Source organism: uncultured Phascolarctobacterium sp., from assembly GCF_934190775.1.
In the GTDB taxonomy this organism is placed as follows: domain Bacteria; phylum Bacillota; class Negativicutes; order Acidaminococcales; family Acidaminococcaceae; genus Phascolarctobacterium_A.
Map to the genome: position 1 here is coordinate 126,395 of NZ_CAKPTG010000004.1, position 18,304 is coordinate 144,698.

Below are 18,304 nucleotides of genomic sequence, written 5' to 3' on the forward strand. Positions count from 1 at the left end.
TTATGTCCTGCAATATATAAGAAAAGAGAGATATTTACATGTTAGTAACTGATTTTGATTATGAGCTGCCACAGGAGCTGATTGCTCAGCATCCTATGGAGCCACGTGACCATTCGCGTCTGCTGGTGGTTGACAAAAAAACTGGTGAAATTGAGCACAAGCATTTTTATGACCTGGTAAATTATCTTAAGCCCGGTGACGTGCTGGTGTTTAATGATACCCGCGTTATTCCTGCACGTTTGCATGGTACGAAGGATACCGGCGCTCATGTTGAGGTGTTTCTGCTGACTCGCAGAGATGCAACCGACTGGGAGGTTTTGGTACGCCCCGGCAAAAAGCTGCAGGTGGGTGCCAAGATTAACTTCAGCGATGAATTGAGCTGCGAGGTTATTGAGCACACTGATTTTGGCGGACGCGTTGTACGCTTTAAGTATGACGGTATCTTCGAAGAAATTCTTGACCGTCTGGGTGAAACTCCTCTGCCGCCGTATATTACGGCACCGCTGGAGGATAAGGAACGCTATCAGACTGTTTATAACCGTGAGCGCGGCAGTGCTGCCGCTCCGACTGCAGGCCTGCACTTTACCAAAGAGCTGCTGCAGAAAATCAAGGAAATCGGCTGCGAAGAGGTTTTTGTAACATTGCATGTAGGCCTTGGTACCTTCCGCCCCGTAAGCGAGGCGAAGATTGAAGACCACAAGATGCATAAGGAGTTCTACACCGTATCGCAGGAGGCTGCGGATGCAGTAAATAAGGCGAAGGCTGAAGGCCGCCGTATCATTGCGGTTGGTACTACGGCAGTACGCACCCTGGAGGCTGCAGGTGCTGACGGTCAGCTGCACGCCGGCAGCAGCTGGACGAATATCTTCATCTATCCCGGCTATAAATTCCGCCTGGTAGATGACCTCGTAACTAACTTCCATCTGCCGCAGAGCACGCTGCTGATGTTGGTAAGCACGCTGTCTACCCGTGAGATTATGCTGCAGACTTATAAGAAAGCGGTTGAAGAAAAATATCGCTTCTTCTCCTTTGGCGATGCCATGTTTATTACAGACCTCAATAAATAAGATTTTTTGCCTTCGCCGCAAAGCCGAAGGCGCTGATAAATATTTTTAGGAGTTGCATATGACTAAACACGCAGTAACCTACGAACTAATTAAAGAATGTCCGCGCAGCGGTGCACGTCTTGGCCGCTTGCATACGCCGCATGGTACCTTTGAAACTCCGATGTTTATGCCTGTCGGCACACAGGCAACGGTAAAAACTCTGGCACCGGAAGAGCTGTATGATATGGGCAGCCAGGTTATTTTGTCGAATACCTATCATCTGTTTTTGCGTCCCGGTCACGAGCTGGTGCGCAAGGCAGGCGGCTTGCATAAGTTTATGAATTATAAGCGCGGTATGCTTACCGACAGCGGTGGCTTTCAGGTATTCAGCCTGGGTGCAATGCGCAAAATCACCGAAGAGGGCGTAATGTTCCGTTCGCATATCGACGGCAGCAAGCAGTTCCTCTCGCCGGAGGTTTCTACTCAGGTGCAGGAGGCACTGGGCGCTGATATCGCGATGGCCTTTGATGAATGCATCCCGTATCCCGCTGATTTTGATTACGCTAAGCGTTCTACCGAGCGTACCACCCGTTGGGCCAAGCGCTGCCTGGAAACGCATACACGCGAGGACCAGTCCATGTTCGGTATCGTGCAGGGCGGTATGTATCCGGAGCTGCGCCGTATGAGCGTGCAGCAGCTGACAGAGCTGGACTTTGCCGGTTATGGTATCGGCGGTCTGTCCGTAGGTGAGCCTAAGCCGATGATGTACGATATTCTGTCGCAGACCACTGAGCTGATGCCGAAGGATAAGGCGCGTTACCTGATGGGCGTGGGTACTGCTGACTGCATTGTTGAAGCGGTAAACCTGGGCGTTGATATGTTTGACTGCGTCTTCCCGACACGCGTTGCCAGAAACGGCACCGCGATGACGCATACCGGCCGTCTGGTAGTACGCAACGCAACCTACGCTGAGGACTTCCGTCCGATTGAGGAAGGCTGTGACTGCTATGCTTGCCGTAACTTCAGCCGTGCTTATATCCGCCATCTGTTTAAGGCAGAGGAGATTTTCGGCCTGAGACTCTTGTCTATTCATAATCTGCATTTCCTGCTGCATTTCGCTAAGGAAATCCGTGAGGCAATCGCTAATGACTGCTTCCCTGAGTTCCGCGAAAGATTCTTAGAAAATTATCGTTGATAACAAGGATTTTTCCGATTTGCAGAGAATATATAAAAGTGGTATAAATAAACCAAACTATTGCATACTAAAAGGTTTGCAAGAGGAACCTGCAAATATGTCCGAATTTGCGGGAAGTGATAAAATGTGGAGGTGTTCAATATGCAAGGTGGAGATACAATGGCTTTGCTTAATTCTCTCTGGCCCTTCTTTTTAATGGGCGGCATATTCTATTTCATGCTGTGGAAACCCCAGAAAAAAGAGCAGCAGAAAAGACAGGATTTGTTAAATAGTCTTAAGGAAGGCGATGAAATCATTACCATTGGCGGTATCTATGGTAAGATTACGGCTATTTCTGAAAAACGCGTTAAGGTAGAGGTTGCTGAAGGCGTAGTAATCGAAATGGCACGCAATGCTGTCAGCGGTTTCCAAAACCCCGCTAAGAATTCCTGATGGTGATTGCAGAAGAAAAAGTTGAGCTGCGCAAGTATTTTAAAAGGCTGCGGTCACAATTGACCGCAGAGCAGGCTGCTGCCAGCAGCCTGCTGACTGCCCGTCAGATACTGGCCTGTGATGCATATCGCAAAGCGAGCTGCATCATGGGCTATTTGGCTTTTGGCAATGAGCTGTCTGTAGACCTGGTGTTGCAGCAGGCCCTGGCCGACGGCAAGACTGTTGCTGTGCCGCTGGTACAGTCGGCTACGGAGATGGCTCCTGTTCAGCTGGAAAGCATGCAGAACTTTGAGCTTGACCGTTACGGTATTCGCAGCGTCCGCCAGCCGGCGAAGCTGCTGCAGCCGCAGCAGCTTGACCTTATACTGGTGCCAGGAGTGGCCTTCGGCCGCGACGGCAGCAGACTGGGCATGGGCGCGGGCTATTACGACCGTTTTCTGCCTCAGGCAGAAAACGCTTTGCTCATGGGCATCGCTTACGATGCTTTTATTCAGCCGAATCTGCCGCGGGATGAATTTGACGTGCTTGTACAGCTTTTAGCAAGTGAAAGCGGGATTACCACTCTCAGTCCGCTTAGCTTATAAATTAAATCCAGTTAATCCAAAAAAATTTTAAGGAGGAAGTTATTTTGCGTTGGAATGAATTCGGGAAATTTCTGATTGTCGCTTTGGCGATTATCGGCGGTTTCTGCGTATACATCTCGCCTCTGGCTAATTCCATTAAACAGGGCTTGGATCTGCAAGGTGGTACTCATGTAGTTTTACAGGCTGTGGATACGCCGGAACTTAAGGTTGACGATGACGCTGTCAACCGCAGTGTAAAGGTTATTGAGCGTCGTGTAAATGAATTGGGCCTGACTGAGCCTGTTATCCAGCGTCAGGGCAAGGACCGTATTATCGTTGAGCTGCCGGGCGTAAAGGATCCGGAAAAGGCTATTGCTATGCTGGGCCGTACCGCTATGCTGCAGTTCAAAGATGAAAGCGGCAAGGTTGTCCTCACAGGCAGTGACCTGAAGGACGCTAAGGCACAGGTTTCCCAAGGCAATCAGGCTGTAGTTGGCCTGGAATTTAATGATGCAGGCGGCAAAAAATTTGCTGACCTTACTGCCCGCAATGTAGGTAAAAAAATCGCTATCGAGCTTGACGGCCAGGTGCTGACCGCTCCTGTAGTACAGGAAGCTATCACCGGCGGTCATGCACAGATTTCCGGCTCCCGTAACGTTGAGGAGGCCGAGCATCTGGCAATTCTGCTGCGCAGCGGCAGTCTGCCTGTTAAAATTGAAGTTATGGAAAACCGTACCGTTGGTCCTACCCTCGGTCAGGATTCCAAGGACAAGAGCGTTAAAGCCTTCAGTATCGGTATCATCGGCGTATTTGTCTTCATGCTGCTGTTCTACCGTCTGGCAGGCGTAGTTGCGGACATTGCTCTGCTGCTGTACGTAATGCTGCTGCTGTTGGTAATGCGTTATCTGGGTGCAACACTGACACTGCCCGGTATCGCAGGTATTATCCTGTCTGTCGGCATGGCGGTTGACGCCAACGTACTGATTTTTGAACGCTTCAAGGAAGAGGTTAAGCGTGGTAAAACTTTGCGCAGTGCGATGGATTCCGGCTTTGGCCGCGCTATCGTAACCATCCTTGACTCCAACCTTACTACAATCATGGCCGCAGCCGTACTGTTCTACCTGGGCACCGGTCCTATCAAGGGCTTTGCTGTTACCCTGGCACTTGGTACCTTGCTGAGTATGTTTACCGCAGTAACCGTTACCAAATTCCTGCTGCGCTTCCTGATTTACAGTAACATCACCAAGAGTCCCTTCCTGTTTGGTGCAAGAGCACCGAAAGCAAAAGAGGAGGTGGCTAAATAATGAAGTTATCTATTGTTAAGCGTTACAAAATTTTCTTCGCTATTACCATCACCTTCCTGATCATCGGTATCGGCTCCATGCTTTTCAAGGGCTTCAACCTGGGCATTGACTTTACCGGCGGCAGTATCATGGATTTGGAGTTTAAAAATCCTGTTACCGTTTCTCAGGTACGTGAGGTGCTCAAGGAAAAGGATCTGGGCAATGCTATTATCCAGCTGGAAAGCAGCGACAGCAATGCCAAGAGCTCTAAGGGCGTGCTGATCCGTACCGGCGTTATCAGCGACGAGCAGCGTCAGCTGGTAATGACTGATTTGAAGAGCAAGCTTGGTGATTTTGCTATTCAGCGTGTTGAAAACGTTGGTGCTACCGTTGGCGGCGAGCTGATTCAACAGGCTGTGATGGCTATTGTGCTTTCCTGGTTCCTGATGATTGCTTATATCACCATCCGTTTTGAATTCCGTTTTGCTCTGGCAGCGATTATCGCTTTGATTATCGACGTAATGGTAACCCTGAGCTATTTCTCCCTGTTCCATATGGAGCTGGATTCCTCCTTCGTTGCAGCTCTGCTGACGGTTGTAGGTTATTCTGTTAACGGTACCATCGTTATCTTCGACCGTATCCGTGAAAACCTGAAAATCCATCGCCGCAGCGAAAGCATGACGGAAATGGTTGACAACAGTATCTGGCAGACTATGGGACGCAGTATTTATACTGTTGGTACCTCTCTGTTTGCTGTTGTAGCTATCTTCATCTGGGGCGGTGAAACTATCCGCAACTTCTCCTTTGCGATGCTGGTAGGCTTCTCCAGTGGTGCTTATACCTCCACCTTCCTGGCAGGTCCGTTATGGATGATGCTGCGTAAGCTGAAGCCGGGCAGAGATTAAGATTAAAAATTATAGCCTGTGTGCATTCATACCAATGAATGCTGCAGGCTATTTTTTCTTGTTTTTACTACTGAAAAAGGCTACAATAGAAGGTATAATGATAAGCTGTTAACCAGCATGGCTGTCGTTTTTTAGCATATAGCCAGCACAGCGCTTCACATAATCTTTAGCCATAAGCAGGGAGAAGCACAATGATTTATGTATTGAAATTTATCGCAGCCTTTTTGCTGCCACCTGGTTTATTTGTTTTACTCGGAATAATCTTGAGTATTTATTTATGGCGTAAGCGCCAGCGCTTTGGTTGCGTAGCTTTTCGTTTAAGTGCTTGCCTGACGCTGCTGTTATATCTTAGCTGCACCTTAGTGGGTGCTAAGCTTTTGGGACAGCCCTTGGAAAACAGTTACAGTCAGCAGCAGCCTGCTGCTGCGCAGGTTATAGTTGTTCTTGGCGGCGGCAGTGTTGGCTCTGTGCCTGACGGCACGGAACGCGGCGGCCTGATGTCCGCCGGTGCGGCGCGTCTGCTGACGGCAGCGCGCCTGGCGAAGCAGCATTCGCTGCCGGTGCTCATCAGCGGCGGGCAGGTGTTCAGCGATGGCGCAAGCGAGGCGCTGGTCGCCGAGCGTATTCTGTTGCAGCTGGGGCTGCCGCAGGAGCAGATTATCGTCGAGACGAAGGCCAGAACAACGAAAGAAAATGCTGCCTATACTGCTGCAATTTGCCATGAGCGCGGCTATAAAAATGTACTACTGCTGACAAGCGCGCTGCACATGAGGCGCAGCATGCAGTTTTTTGATGAATACTTAGGCAAGCAGGGAATTAAGGTTGCCGCCTATCCCTGTGATTATACGCTCAACCCTAAGGGACAATTTAATCCGCGCTGGCTGGTACCGCAGCTGCAGGCCTTTGATATAACCTGCATGGCATTGCACGAATATGTGGGGATGGCAGGTGCCTTTTTGCAGCGCTAAGCTGCAGCAATATGCTGAAAGCAGTCGTTGTATTTGCATAAATTCCACCTTTTTTGTATAATAAGTAACAGATAGAAACAAATATTATTTTTGGGTGGGGTATATAATGAAAAAAATTCTATTTCTCGTTTGCCTGCTGCTTTGTCTGCTGCTTGCCGGCTGTGGACCGCAGGAAAAAAATACCGCCGGCAGCGGTAAGATTTTGTACACGGTAACAGATGCAACTGGTACCAAGCTGAGCTTCAGCGAAAAGCCGCAGCGTATTGTAAGCCTGAATGTATCTGCTGATGAAATTTTGCTGGACATGGTTGACAGCAAGCGCTTGGCAGCCTTGTCGATGCTGGCCGATGATCCCGGTATCTGCAGTGCCGGTGACAAGGTCAAATCCGTCAAGGGCAGAGCACAGGGAAGCAATCTGGAAAGCGTGCTGGCCATGCAGCCCGATCTTGTTATTATTCCGGATTATACCATGGAGCCGATTCAGGGACTGCGCAGTGCGGGACTGAAGGTTTATGTGTGCCATACGCCGAATAATGTGCAGGATATCTTCAAGTTTATCAAGGAAATCGGTTCTGCTGTTGGCGAGGAGGCCAGGGGCGAGGAGATGGCGAAAAATATGGAAACACAGCTGGAGGAAGTGCGCAAGCAGGCACTGCAGGTTGCAGGCGACAAGCCGCTTAATGTGCTGGCGCTGTCCTTTACCGGACCGCTGGGCATGAGGGGGACCTTCAGCGGACTGTGCTATTATGCAGGCGTACATAACGCGCTCGATGGCATGGATATTCCGTATCAGAGCAACCTGTCGGAGGAAAAAATGTTGGAGCTTAACCCGGAGCTGATTATTACGCCAAGCTGGGATTACAGTAAAAAAGGCGATCCGGAGCAATTTCGCCAGCGCATTTTAAAAAATCCGGCCTATAAGAGCATTAAGGCTGTAAAGAACGGCCGCGTGCAAAGTTTGCATGATAATTATTTATACAGTACTTCGCAATATACAGTTAAGGCGGTGCAGGAATTGGCACATGCCGCTTATGGAATTTAGTTAGGAGATGCAGTGGCAATGAGACTAGTCAAAACAATTGGTCTGACTCTTTTATTGGCAGCGGGAATGCAGCTTTGTGCTGCTGCCGAGCAGCAGGAAGCGTTTTATACAGGTGAAAAAATTAAGGGCTACGATAAGGGCAGCTTTGTAATTTTGGAGGCTGATGATATTAACTTCCGCAGTGCTGCCAAGGACGGTAATGTTTTGAAGGTGCTGCCGCACCATTCGCTGCTGCGTGTTATCAGTCAGAAGGGCGATTGGCTGCAGGCAGAATCAGATGGTGTGGATGGTTTTATCTATGCGCCCTATACTGTTGCCGGCAGCAGAGACGAGCTGACGCAGGAGGATTTTGCTCTTGGTTATGCTGCGCTCGGGAAGCAGTTTGATGAGCAGGAGGCCAAGGAGCGTCTTGGTGCTGTCAAGCAGGAGCAGGTAGATAAAAAGCGCAAACAGATTAAATACACCTACGAGGGTGCAGTAATCAGCGTTGCCCGCAAAAAACAGGCAGTAGAAGCAATCCGTGTGGTTGATCCCAAGTATATTACGATGCGCGGTGTGAGCATTGGCGATAGTGCCGGCAGAGCTGTAGGACAGTACGGAATGCCTGATGCTGTTGTTTATGCTGCAGATAATACGACGTATGAATACTTTTGGGAGGATGCTAAGGAGCAACCATTGCGTTTTGCTTTGGAGATTGATAAGCAGAGCCGCGTGACAGCCATTATTCTTGAAAAGCTGAAGGAAAAATAATAGTTTGCAGCTAAGCTTTGCAGGCAGCTGCAAACTGAGCCTGAGAAAAGTAAGTATACAATAAAAATCCTGCCTCGCAGGCAGGATTTTTTTATATTCTGGCAGAATTATAACAGTTATAATATATTAAATTTCCTATCGAAGGAGTTGAGTTGAATGCCTTTTTTGATCTTAGTTATTATTATTTGTATGTTAGTAGCATTGTTTGCCGTGCAGAACGCGGTAGCAGTGTCCTTGAACTTTGTTTTGTGGAGCTTTAGCACCTCCCTGGTGCTGGTAATACTTGGCTCATTTTTAATGGGCGTGCTTGTCGCCACCTGCTTTATGCTGACGATGAAGGCCAAGCATTACCTGAAGGATAAAAAGATGCGTGAGGAAATGCAGCAGCTGGAGGCTGAAAACAAACGCCTGCAGGAGCGTGTTGCTATGCTGCAGCACACCCAGTTGCTGCATAATGAGGCAGCACAGGCAGCTGCCAAGCAGGCAGAACCGGCTGCAGACAAGGCTGCTGCTGAAAGCGGTAGCCGCCAATGATGCACAAGGAACGAATTTGGGATATAAAGGAATATAATCAGCAAAAAGCGGCTTTTCTGGCGGAGGAGCTGGATATTTCGCCAATGGTCACGGGTATTTTGCTGGAGCGTGGATTGCAGGATGCTGATTCCATGCGCGACTTTTTGTATGGCAGCGCTACGCCCTTTCATGATCCATTTTTGCTGAAGGATATGCAACGCTCGGTTGAGCGTATAGAGCGGGCCTTGGCGGCAGGCGAGCAGATTACGGTTTACGGCGACTATGATGTAGACGGAATCAGTGCCTCATCTTTGCTGTATCTTTATTTGAAGCAGCGTGGTGCCATGGTTGCTACCTATATTCCGCAACGTAAAAGTGAGGGCTACGGCCTTAATGATGAAGCACTCAGGAGCATTGCCGAGAATGGGACAACGCTGATTATTACGGTGGACTGCGGCATCAGCGGCCTACGCGAGGTCGCTAATGCACCTAAGTCTCTTGATATCATTATCACCGACCATCATACTGTGCCCGAGGTTTTGCCTCCTGCTTACGCTATTATCAATGCTAAGCAGCGTGATTGCGGTTATCCCTTTAAGGAGCTGTGCGGCGTAGGCATTGCCTTTAAGCTGTGCCAGGCGTTGGAGCAGCGCGAGCCGGGAAGACTGCCCCAGTGGCAGGGGCTGACCGAGCTGACAGCGCTGGGAACGGTAGCAGATATTGTACCGCTGGTCGGCGAAAACCGAGAGCTGGTGCGCCGTGGCCTGAAGGCTATGGAAACAACGAAGCTGGTGGGACTGCGTGCCTTGATTAAGGCCAGCGGCTGTCCGGAAACGGGTATTGCTTCGGATAACATCGGCTTCGGTCTGGCACCGCGCCTGAACGCTGTGGGCAGGCTGGAGCATGCGCAGCTGGCGGTGGAGCTTTTAGTAACCGACGATAGCGTTAAGGCGGAGCAGATTGCCGCCGAGCTTAATCGCGAAAACACTTTGCGGCAGGAAATCAGCCGACAGATTATGGAAGAGGCGGAAGCGCAGTTAGCGCTGGAAAAGCATATAGATACGGCAATTGTGCTTGCTTCTGAGGGCTGGCATCAGGGCGTTATCGGTATTGTAGCGTCGCGCCTGGTAGACAAGTACCATTTGCCGACGATTTTGATAAGCCTGAATAATGGCGTTGCCAAGGGCAGCTGTCGCAGTATTCCGGCGCTTAACCTTTACGAGGCGATAGATGCCGAGCGTGATTTGCTGACGCAGTATGGCGGTCATCATCAGGCTGCCGGTCTGACGCTGCCGGCAGAGCTGCTGCCGGAATTTAAGCGCCGGTTTTGTGCGTACGTTGCGCAAAAGTTGCGTCCGGAAGATTATTTGCCGCATCAGGCGATAGACTGCGTGCTGAGCGGCAGCAGTGAAATAAGCATTAAGGATCTGCAGCAGCTGGCACTATTAGAGCCCTGCGGCTGTGAAAATAGCGCACCGGTTTTTGCCTTTCATCAGGCGCTGCTGCATAATCCGCGCGCTATGGGCAAGGAACGCAACCATCTGCAGTTTGTGTTGGACAAGGGTTATAATTCCTATCGATGCCTGATGTGGAATAATGCGTATTTGCTGCCTTACATGTTCGAGGGCATGGTGGCAGATGTGGCTTTTCAGCCGAAAATAAATGTCTGGAATAACGAAACGAGCGTGCAGCTGCAGGCTGTAAGCATTCATCAGCAAATGACGCTGGGGGATATGCGTCAGGCTGCTGATGATAAATGGCATTTGCTGCAGGACTTAGCTAAGGTGCATAATAAGGTGCTTGTCTATACTGAAGCCGGGCAGACCATACCGGCGGAGGCAGAGCAGGCAGTGGGGGCTTATCTGGAGCTTGCCTCCTACGAGGATGCTGGTGAGCTGAGTAATGTAAAGCTGCAGCAGGCTGACGAGATTGTGCTGCTGGATTTGCCAGCCTGTCCGCTGACGGATATCATGCACGAACTGCGGCTACAGGGTGCAAAGCATGTAACGCTATTGTTTAATCAGCTGGATTTAGAGGAGCATATGCAGCGGTTGGCATTGACGCATCCGGATAGGGATGCTATGATGTTGGCCTATAAGCTGGTGATGAATGCACTCAAAATGCGGACAACTGTGAGCATCAAAGAGCTTTTGTCTGCTCATGCGGAACAAATAAGTGAACAAGCTGTAAAAATTATGGAAGAGCTTGGCTTTATCCGCTATAATAATGGTATAATAGAAAAAGCTGCTATTAAACGCTGCTCGCTGGAGGATGCACCCCTATATGTAACCCTGCAGCAGGAAAGAGAGCGTTTGGAGCACATTTATAAAGAAAATTACCGCCTGAGTCAGCACGAGTTATTGCGCTGCTGATGAAGTGCAGATGGGAGTGGGGAGAATGCCCTCAACAAACGCAATAACCAATATTACTGATATAGATGAATTGTTTGCGCGTATAGAAGAATATCTTACGCCGGAGCAGGTGGCTTTCGTGCGCAAGGCCTACGAGCTGGCAGCCAAGGCGCATGCCAAACAGACACGTAAATCAGGTGAACCGTATATTATTCATCCGATTGGCGTTGTCAGCATTCTTGTAGGCTTGCAGATGGATGACAAAACACTGGCTGCTGCCTTCCTGCATGATGTGGTAGAGGATACGGATTACAAGCTCGATTATATCAAAGAGCAGTTCGGCACTGTGGTAGCAAATCTGGTAGATGGTGTTACCAAGCTGGGTAAAATTGAATATATTTCCAAGGAAGACCGCCAGATTGAAAACTACCGCAAAATGTTTTTGGCGATGGCACGCGATATCCGCGTTGTATTGATTAAGCTGGCCGACCGTCTGCACAATATGCGCACGATGAAGTATATGCCGGTGCATAAGCAGCAGTCTATTTCCCGGGAAACATTGGAAATTTATGCGCCGTTGGCACATCGTCTCGGTATCTATACCATTAAATGGGAGCTGGAGGATCTGGCCTTCCGTTACATGGAGCCGGACATTTATTATAATCTTGTTGAGCAGGTAAAAATTAAACGTCGTGAGCGCGAGGATATGATTAACGAGGCTATGACAACGTTGAAGGACGCTGTCGAGAAGGCCGGTATCCGTTGCGAGATTCAGGGCAGACCGAAAAACTTTTACAGCATTCATAAAAAAATGCTGCGTGACCATAAGCAGCTGAGCGAAATTTATGACCTGCTGGCGATTCGCGTGCTGGTAGACACTGTCAAGGACTGCTACGGTACGCTGGGTATCGTACACAGCATGTGGCGTCCTATTCCTGGCCGCTTCAAGGACTATGTCGCAGTGCCGAAATCCAATATGTATCAGTCCTTGCATACGACTGTGCTTTCCAGCGGTGGTCAGCCGCTGGAAATCCAAATCCGTACCTTTGAGATGCATCGCATCAGCGAATACGGTATCGCTGCGCATTGGCGTTACAAGGAAAGCGGCGGCAGCAAGCCTGCTGCCGGCGGTGACAAGGGCTTTGATGCTAAGCTGAGCTGGCTGCGTCAGCTGCTGGAATGGCACAAGGATATGAATGATTCGCGCGACTTTGTCAACACGGTCAAGATGGATATCTTTGCCGACGAGGTCTTCGTCTTTACGCCGCGCGGTGATGTTATCGACCTGCCTGTAGGCAGTGTGCCGATTGACTTCGCTTACCGCATCCATACGGACGTAGGCAACCGCTGCGTAGGTGCCAAGGTCAACGGACGCATTGTACCGCTTGACTACCAGCTGAAGAACGGCGATATCGTAGAGGTTATCACCTCTAAGCAGTCCAACGGCCCGAGCCGTGACTGGATTAATGTTGTCGGCTCTTCCGATACCCGCAACAAAATCAAAAGCTGGTTCAAGAAGGAACGCCGTGAGGAAAACATCGTCAAGGGCCGTGAAATGCTGGAGCGGGAGGTTAAACGCCTTGGCTACGAGCCTAAGGTGCTGATGTCTCCGGAAAAGCTGAAGGAAGCAGGCAGCAAAATCCGCATTGATACGGATGAAAATCTGCTGGCAACACTGGGATATGGCGGTGTTACACTGAACACTGTTATGTCCAAGCTGGTGGAAATCTATAAAAAAGAGCAGAAGCTGGAAACCACCAAGGATCTGGCGCAGGTGCTGGCAGAGCTGAAGCCGCGCAAGTCCAAGGCTAAGGCTAGCCACGGCATCCTCGTTAAGGGCGAGGAAGGCATCATGGTTAAGCTGGCGCGCTGCTGCAACCCGATTCCCGGCGACCCGGTTATCGGCTATATTACACGCGGCAGCGGCATTTCCGTACACCGTGCGGACTGCCCCAATATACTGACCAATAATCCCGAGGAGCAGCGTCGCTTAATTGAGGTTGCCTGGGATGTAGGTATTGATGATGTCTATAAGGTTAATATCGTGATTACGTCCATAGACAGAACAGGACTGATGAGCGATATTATGAATGTGACGAGCGAAACGAAGATTAATATTTTTTCGCTTGCATGTCATACAGATAAAAATAAAATTGCTACCATGCACATGGGACTTGATATCATGAGCCTGGAGCAGCTGGAATATTTCATGAACCGTATCCGCCGCATGAAGGGTGTTTATACTGTTGAACGCCTGATTTCTACGGCGAACGGCAGCGGAGGCAAAAAGAAATGAGGGCAGTTGTGCAGCGTGTAGACCGCGCCAGTGTTACTGTAGATGAAAAGATTACCGGCGAGGTGCAAAAGGGCCTGCTGGTGCTTTTGGGTGTGGCTGAGGGCGATACCGATAAGGATTTGGCTTATATTATCGACAAGGTTTGCGGTATGCGCATTTTTGAAGATGAGGCAGGCAAAATGAACCTGTCGGTGAAGGATGTAGGCGGTGCGATTTTGGCGGTTTCCCAGTTTACCCTGTGCGGTGACTGCCGCCACGGCAAGCGCCCGTCCTTTACGGCTGCTGCAGCGCCTGATGTGGCAAACGCCTATTATGAGCGCTTTGTCGAAGGCTGCCGTAATGCAGGGCTGCCAGTAGAAACAGGCATCTTCCGCGCGCATATGCTGGTAGAGCTGGTGAACAACGGTCCGGTAACTATTTTGCTGGACAGCACAAAGCTGTTATAATTATATTGTGCATAGATTTATCAACGGAGGTTGAAGAATGAAGATTTATCATGTTGAAGCAGGTATGCTTGCTACCAACTGTTACTTTGCTGTAAATGAAAACCTTGGCGAAGGAGTTATTTTTGATCCGGGCGGAGATTACCCGACCATCAAGAGAATGATTGAGCAGGCTAAGGCCAAGGTTGTCGCTATTGTGCTGACTCATGGTCACAGCGACCACATCGGTGCGCTGGCAGAGCTGCGCAAGGCTACCGGTGCGCCGGTGTATATCGGTGAGGATGATGCCGACTGCCTGACACAGCCGAACAGAAACTTATCTTTCTTTATCGGTGAAGAATTGAAAAATGAGCCTGCGGACCATCTTGTGCATGACGGTGATGTGCTGGAGCTGGCAGGCATGAAGTTTGAAGCCTTTGCTACGCCAGGACATACCAAGGGTGGCTTCTGCTATTACTACGCGCCGGGCAAGGTAGTTTTTGCCGGTGATACTATTTTCTGCGAATCTATCGGACGCACCGATTTGCCGGGAGGCAGCTATCGTGCTCTCATCCAGTCCATCAAAACGAAGCTGATGGTGCTTGATGACGATGTTAAGCTGCTGCCGGGCCACGGTCCTACTACTACCGTGGGCTGGGAGCGTCGCAGGAATCCTTTCCTGCAATAAAACATCATGCTGAAATATTGGCCTCAAATACGTAAAAGCACCTTTTTTAAGCTGGGTGTTGTTACGGCAATCTCTTATGTTTTATATTTAATGGCTGGCTTTTTACTGCCGCTGCTGCTGGCAGTAGGCCTGGCCTTTGCACTTTATCCGCTGGTTAATGCTATCGCGCAGGTGCGCATGGCGCACGGCATGATTAAGCTGTCACGCGTAGTGGCGATTATCCTGGCATTGCTGGCATTTTGTATCTTTATTTTTATGATTATCGGCTTCATCATTCTGCCGCTCTTCGGGCAGATGAACGAGTTCCTGCAAAAGCTGCCGGCGCTGGCCGCCAAATCCAATATTCAGGACTTGGACAGCATGCTGAAGGATCCGTCTACAATTCCGCTCTTGCCGTCCAATTTCAATATGCTGGTCAACGGCCTGTTGAACTGGGCGATGGGCTTTGTAGGAACGGTGCTGCGTAATCTTGTTCAGTCCAGCTTGGGAATTGTCCAGAGTCTGATAGGCCTGATTATCGTGCCCTTCCTTGCCTTTTATTTTCTTAAGGACTGGCGCGAGCTGCGTTCGATGGTGATTAATCTGTTCAACTATGATGCGCAGGAGAAGGCGGCGGAGGTTATTGATGAAATCGGCAGAACCATGAGCGCCTATGTGCGCGGTATGGGCAAGCTGAGCCTGATTTCCGGCTTCGTTATTACTATCGGCACGGCCTTTTTAGGCATAGACTTTCCGCTGGTGCTCGGCTTTTGGGCCATCCTTGCCGAAACGGTACCGGTAGTAGGCCCGCTGATGGGCGCTGTGCCTGCCGTGTTTATCGCCTATGGTCAGGCACCGGAGGCTGCCTTCCATGTAGCGCTTTTTTATCTGGTATATTATCAGCTGGATGCTAATTTTATTATGCCGAAGCTCATGGGACAGAAGATTGATTTGCATCCTGTAGTTTTGATTATCAGTCTGCTCATCGGTGCTAAGCTGTTCGGTATTCTGGGTATGGTTTTTGCCGTACCGGTAGCAGCAATCTACCGCGTGCTGTATAAGCAGCTGTGGCATGCCGGTGAAGGGCAGGAGAATTAAATGCAGTTTTTTTGCTTACGTAATACATTAGAGCTTGATATTACGCGGCCTGTGAGCGACATGGCCGCATTTTTTGGCTATCAGCCGGCGCCGTCTGCCGCGCTGACGCTGACGCTTGCGCGCGAGCGCGGCTGCGTCAGCGCCTGCCTGCAAAGCCAGGCGCAGCGCTTTGCAGCGAGCGAGCCTTGCAGCGAAGCTGCGGCGAGCGGCGAGGTAACGCGTTGCGTGAAGCTCGTTGTGCTGAAGGTTTTTGCTGAGCTTACAGACATGCAGCCAAAGCTGCCTTGGGGCATTCTTACAGGCGTGCGCCCGACGAAGCTGGCGCATAAGCTGTTGGACAGCGGTGTGGCGGCTGCGACTTTGCCGGAATATCTGAGCGAAAATTATTTGCTGCCAATGGCGCAGGGAAAGCTGCTTACGGATATTGCTCTGAAGCAGAAGCATATCCTTAGCGATAGTACACGCCTTACGGATACCGGTATCTATATCGGTGTGCCGTATTGTCCTTCGCGCTGCAGCTATTGCTCGTTTCCGGCGGGAATTGTGCCGCAGGACGAAGAATCTCAGCAAAACTTTGTAAATATGATTGAACAAGACCTGCAAAATGTGGTACAATTAATAGGTATGCATAGCTTACGTGTCAAATCACTTTATATTGGCGGTGGTACGCCCACGAGCCTCAGTGATAAGGTGTTTGCACGTCTGCTGCAGGCAGTGGAGCGAAGGCTGCTGCAAAGCGACTGCGAAGGCTTGCAGCATCTGCGCGAGTTCACGGTAGAGGCCGGTCGCCCGGACTGCTTCAGTGCGGCTAAGCTGGCGGCGATGGAGGCGGCGGGAGTGAACCGCATCAGCGTCAATCCGCAGAGCTTTCATGATAAAACACTGCAGATGATAGGCAGGCGTCATAGCGTAAGGGATTTTTACAATGCCTATGAGCTTGTGCGCAAAAGCAGGATTCCTGTTGTGAATGTGGATCTGATTATCGGTCTGCCGCAGGAAACGGAGCAGGAGATTGCATATTCTTTGGAGCAGGCAGTAAAGTTGGCGCCGGAGAATCTTACTGTGCATACGCTTACGCTGAAGCGCAGCGCACCGCTCTTTCAAAAGCAGGAGCAGGCAGTGCTGACTACGCAGGCAGCGGAAAAAATGGTGCAGCAGGCCGCTGAGATGGCTGCTGCGATAGGGTTAGAGCCTTACTATCTGTACCGCCAACATTATATGCTGGGGCATCTGGCAAACATCGGTTATGCCAAGCCCGGTACGGAAAGTATCTATAATATCCAGATGATGGAGGAACGTCATCCGGTGATTGGTGTGGGACCTGCATCTGCCAGCAAGGTGCCTTTGCCTGACGGACACCATCTGCATAAACTGAATATGCCGAAAAATGTGGCAGTGTATGGGGCGCGCCTGCAGGAGCTGGCAGAGCGTCGCCGTGATTTGTTTAATATAGAAGGCACAGACCTGTAATAGGCGCAAGTGCCGTTAGGAGAGGATAGACTATGCTGACAACAGCACCCAGAGGTACGAAGGATATTATGCCTTCCGACGTTAACGCATGGCGTTATCTGGAAGAAACTATGCGCAAAATTTGCGCACAATATGGCTACAAAGAAATCAGAACTCCTGTGTTTGAACATACAGAGCTGTTCCAACGCGGTATCGGTGATACCACCGACGTTGTTGAAAAGGAAATGTATACCTTTACCGACCGCGGTAACCGCAGCATTACCCTGCGTCCGGAAAACACCGCTAGTGCTGTCCGCGCTTATGTTGAGCATAAGCTGAGCAAGGATGACGCTGCCACGAAGTTCTATTACATCGGACCTATGTTCCGTTATGACCGTCCGCAGGCAGGCCGTCTGCGTGAATTCCACCAGTTCGGTGTGGAAGCTTTGGGCGTAACCGGTCCGAATGTCGATGCGGAAATCATTCTGCTGGCTGTGCAGGTACTGCAGAGCCTGGGCCTGAAGGATTTGAAGCTGAAAATCAATTCTGTAGGCTGCCCCAAATGCCGTCCGCAGCACAGAGAAAAGCTGCAGGCTTTCTTCAAGCCTAACTTCGACGAGCTGTGCAAGGATTGCCAAGGTCGTTTCGACCGCAATCCGCTGCGTCTTCTGGACTGCAAAAATCCGCACTGCCATGAGCTGGGCGAGGGCGCACCGAGCCTGGAGGAATGCCTGTGCGATGAATGCAAGGAACACTTTGAAGGCCTGAAGCAGCTGCTGACCGCTGCAGGTGTTGAATATGAGGTTGACCACAATCTTGTGCGCGGCCTTGATTATTATACAAAAACTGCTTTTGAAATCCAGTACGCTCCGCTGGGCGCACAAAGCGCTGTTTGCGGCGGCGGCCGTTACGACGGACTGGTACAGGAAATCAGCGGTGACGAAGCCCGCCCCGGCATCGGCTTTGCTATGGGTATGGAGCGCGTGCTGCTGGCTCTGGAAAAGCAGAATCTGCTGCCTGAATTTGATGAAAGCATTGACGCTTATGTTGTCTGCCCCAAGCAGGAAAACTTTGCGCTGGCCTTCAAAACCGCCATTGATCTGCGTCGCGCAGGCTTTAAGGTTGAATACGACTTTAACGGCCGCAGCATGAAGTCCCAGATGAAGCAGGCCAACAAATTCCAGGCTAAGCAAGTGTTAATATTTGGCGAGGATGAGCTCAGCCGTAATGCCGTTACCGTGCGTAACATGGCAACAAGCGAGCAACAGGAAATCGCTGTTAATGATATTATTAGTTATTTCAATACTTTATAAGTAGAGGTGCT

17 protein-coding genes are annotated in these 18,304 nt (G+C 50.3%); all 17 read left to right on the top strand.

Annotated features, from left to right (window positions below):
* Positions 1–38: 38 nt before the first annotated feature.
* The 17 genes from queA (at position 39) to hisS (ending at position 18,293) form a co-directional block, all read left to right on the top strand.
* Positions 39–1,067 (top strand): tRNA preQ1(34) S-adenosylmethionine ribosyltransferase-isomerase QueA, encoded by a 1,029-nt coding sequence (queA, locus tag Q0G26_RS03565; protein ID WP_021721032.1) that lies wholly within the window; start codon positions 39–41, stop codon positions 1,065–1,067.
* 58 nt (positions 1,068–1,125) lie between these two features.
* Positions 1,126–2,241: a tRNA guanosine(34) transglycosylase Tgt gene (tgt, locus tag Q0G26_RS03570; protein WP_021721033.1), complete on the top strand. Its 1,116-nt coding sequence runs from the start codon at positions 1,126–1,128 to the stop codon at positions 2,239–2,241.
* 141 nt (positions 2,242–2,382) lie between these two features.
* On the top strand, positions 2,383–2,673 hold the full coding sequence (gene yajC / locus Q0G26_RS03575) for a preprotein translocase subunit YajC (protein ID WP_009146261.1): 291 nt from the start codon (positions 2,383–2,385) through the stop codon (positions 2,671–2,673).
* Positions 2,673–3,257 carry a 5-formyltetrahydrofolate cyclo-ligase gene (locus Q0G26_RS03580; RefSeq protein ID WP_293828648.1) on the top strand — a complete coding sequence of 195 codons (585 nt, stop codon included), beginning with the start codon at positions 2,673–2,675 and terminating at the stop codon, positions 3,255–3,257. Before yajC ends, Q0G26_RS03580 begins: the two co-directional genes overlap by 1 nt.
* A gap of 44 nt (positions 3,258–3,301) precedes the next feature.
* Positions 3,302–4,540: a protein translocase subunit SecD gene (gene secD, locus Q0G26_RS03585; protein ID WP_293828650.1), complete on the top strand. Its 1,239-nt coding sequence runs from the start codon at positions 3,302–3,304 to the stop codon at positions 4,538–4,540.
* A complete protein-coding gene (gene secF, locus Q0G26_RS03590; RefSeq protein WP_293828652.1) occupies positions 4,540–5,424 on the top strand; it encodes a protein translocase subunit SecF in 885 nt (294 codons plus the stop codon). The genes secD and secF overlap by 1 nt, the downstream gene beginning before the upstream one ends.
* 191 nt (positions 5,425–5,615) lie before the next feature.
* Complete coding sequence (locus Q0G26_RS03595; protein ID WP_293828654.1) at positions 5,616–6,392, top strand: YdcF family protein; 777 nt, start codon at positions 5,616–5,618, stop codon at positions 6,390–6,392.
* 106 nt (positions 6,393–6,498) lie between these two features.
* Positions 6,499–7,434 carry an ABC transporter substrate-binding protein gene (locus Q0G26_RS03600; RefSeq protein WP_293828656.1) on the top strand — a complete coding sequence of 312 codons (936 nt, stop codon included), beginning with the start codon at positions 6,499–6,501 and terminating at the stop codon, positions 7,432–7,434.
* A gap of 18 nt (positions 7,435–7,452) precedes the next feature.
* Positions 7,453–8,184, top strand: a complete 732-nt coding sequence (locus Q0G26_RS03605) for a hypothetical protein (RefSeq protein ID WP_293828658.1) — start codon at positions 7,453–7,455, stop codon at positions 8,182–8,184.
* Positions 8,185–8,340: 156 nt separating this feature from the next.
* On the top strand, positions 8,341–8,718 hold the full coding sequence (locus tag Q0G26_RS03610; protein ID WP_293828660.1) for a LapA family protein: 378 nt from the start codon (positions 8,341–8,343) through the stop codon (positions 8,716–8,718).
* Positions 8,715–11,069, top strand: a complete 2,355-nt coding sequence (gene recJ, locus Q0G26_RS03615; RefSeq protein WP_293828663.1) for a single-stranded-DNA-specific exonuclease RecJ — start codon at positions 8,715–8,717, stop codon at positions 11,067–11,069. The genes Q0G26_RS03610 and recJ overlap by 4 nt, the downstream gene beginning before the upstream one ends.
* Before the next feature lie 25 nt (positions 11,070–11,094).
* Positions 11,095–13,344 (top strand): bifunctional (p)ppGpp synthetase/guanosine-3',5'-bis(diphosphate) 3'-pyrophosphohydrolase, encoded by a 2,250-nt coding sequence (locus Q0G26_RS03620; RefSeq protein WP_293828665.1) that lies wholly within the window; start codon positions 11,095–11,097, stop codon positions 13,342–13,344.
* The gene (gene dtd / locus Q0G26_RS03625) at positions 13,341–13,790 is read left to right on the top strand and encodes a D-aminoacyl-tRNA deacylase (protein ID WP_293828667.1); all 450 of its coding nucleotides are present in this window, start codon (positions 13,341–13,343) and stop codon (positions 13,788–13,790) included. The genes Q0G26_RS03620 and dtd overlap by 4 nt, the downstream gene beginning before the upstream one ends.
* Before the next feature lie 37 nt (positions 13,791–13,827).
* Entirely contained in the window at positions 13,828–14,454 is a 627-nt protein-coding gene (locus Q0G26_RS03630; RefSeq protein ID WP_293828669.1) for an MBL fold metallo-hydrolase, read from the top strand.
* A 6-nt stretch (positions 14,455–14,460) separates the two neighbouring features.
* Positions 14,461–15,531, top strand: coding sequence for an AI-2E family transporter (locus tag Q0G26_RS03635; RefSeq protein WP_293828671.1), 1,071 nt, complete (start codon positions 14,461–14,463; stop codon positions 15,529–15,531).
* Positions 15,532–17,001, top strand: a complete 1,470-nt coding sequence (gene hemZ / locus Q0G26_RS03640) for a coproporphyrinogen dehydrogenase HemZ (RefSeq protein ID WP_293828672.1) — start codon at positions 15,532–15,534, stop codon at positions 16,999–17,001.
* 32 nt (positions 17,002–17,033) lie between these two features.
* Positions 17,034–18,293, top strand: a complete 1,260-nt coding sequence (gene hisS, locus Q0G26_RS03645) for a histidine--tRNA ligase (protein WP_293828673.1) — start codon at positions 17,034–17,036, stop codon at positions 18,291–18,293.
* The last annotated feature ends 11 nt before the right edge of the window (positions 18,294–18,304 follow it).

Bases quoted from the DNA above. Each gene is read 5' to 3' on its own strand.
- recJ (WP_293828663.1), top strand. From the start codon at position 8,715: ATGATGCACAAGGAACGAATTTGGGATATAAAGGAATATAATCAGCAA.
- Q0G26_RS03630 (WP_293828669.1), top strand. From the start codon at position 13,828: ATGAAGATTTATCATGTTGAAGCAGGTATGCTTGCTACCAACTGTTAC.
- queA (WP_021721032.1), top strand. From the start codon at position 39: ATGTTAGTAACTGATTTTGATTATGAGCTGCCACAGGAGCTGATTGCT.
- Q0G26_RS03600 (WP_293828656.1), top strand. From the start codon at position 6,499: ATGAAAAAAATTCTATTTCTCGTTTGCCTGCTGCTTTGTCTGCTGCTT.
- hemZ (WP_293828672.1), top strand. From the start codon at position 15,532: ATGCAGTTTTTTTGCTTACGTAATACATTAGAGCTTGATATTACGCGG.
- hisS (WP_293828673.1), top strand. From the start codon at position 17,034: ATGCTGACAACAGCACCCAGAGGTACGAAGGATATTATGCCTTCCGAC.
- Q0G26_RS03635 (WP_293828671.1), top strand. From the start codon at position 14,461: ATGCTGAAATATTGGCCTCAAATACGTAAAAGCACCTTTTTTAAGCTG.
- secF (WP_293828652.1), top strand. From the start codon at position 4,540: ATGAAGTTATCTATTGTTAAGCGTTACAAAATTTTCTTCGCTATTACC.
- Q0G26_RS03595 (WP_293828654.1), top strand. From the start codon at position 5,616: ATGATTTATGTATTGAAATTTATCGCAGCCTTTTTGCTGCCACCTGGT.
- tgt (WP_021721033.1), top strand. From the start codon at position 1,126: ATGACTAAACACGCAGTAACCTACGAACTAATTAAAGAATGTCCGCGC.
- dtd (WP_293828667.1), top strand. From the start codon at position 13,341: ATGAGGGCAGTTGTGCAGCGTGTAGACCGCGCCAGTGTTACTGTAGAT.
- yajC (WP_009146261.1), top strand. From the start codon at position 2,383: ATGCAAGGTGGAGATACAATGGCTTTGCTTAATTCTCTCTGGCCCTTC.
- Q0G26_RS03620 (WP_293828665.1), top strand. From the start codon at position 11,095: ATGCCCTCAACAAACGCAATAACCAATATTACTGATATAGATGAATTG.
- Q0G26_RS03605 (WP_293828658.1), top strand. From the start codon at position 7,453: ATGAGACTAGTCAAAACAATTGGTCTGACTCTTTTATTGGCAGCGGGA.
- Q0G26_RS03610 (WP_293828660.1), top strand. From the start codon at position 8,341: ATGCCTTTTTTGATCTTAGTTATTATTATTTGTATGTTAGTAGCATTG.
- Q0G26_RS03580 (WP_293828648.1), top strand. From the start codon at position 2,673: ATGGTGATTGCAGAAGAAAAAGTTGAGCTGCGCAAGTATTTTAAAAGG.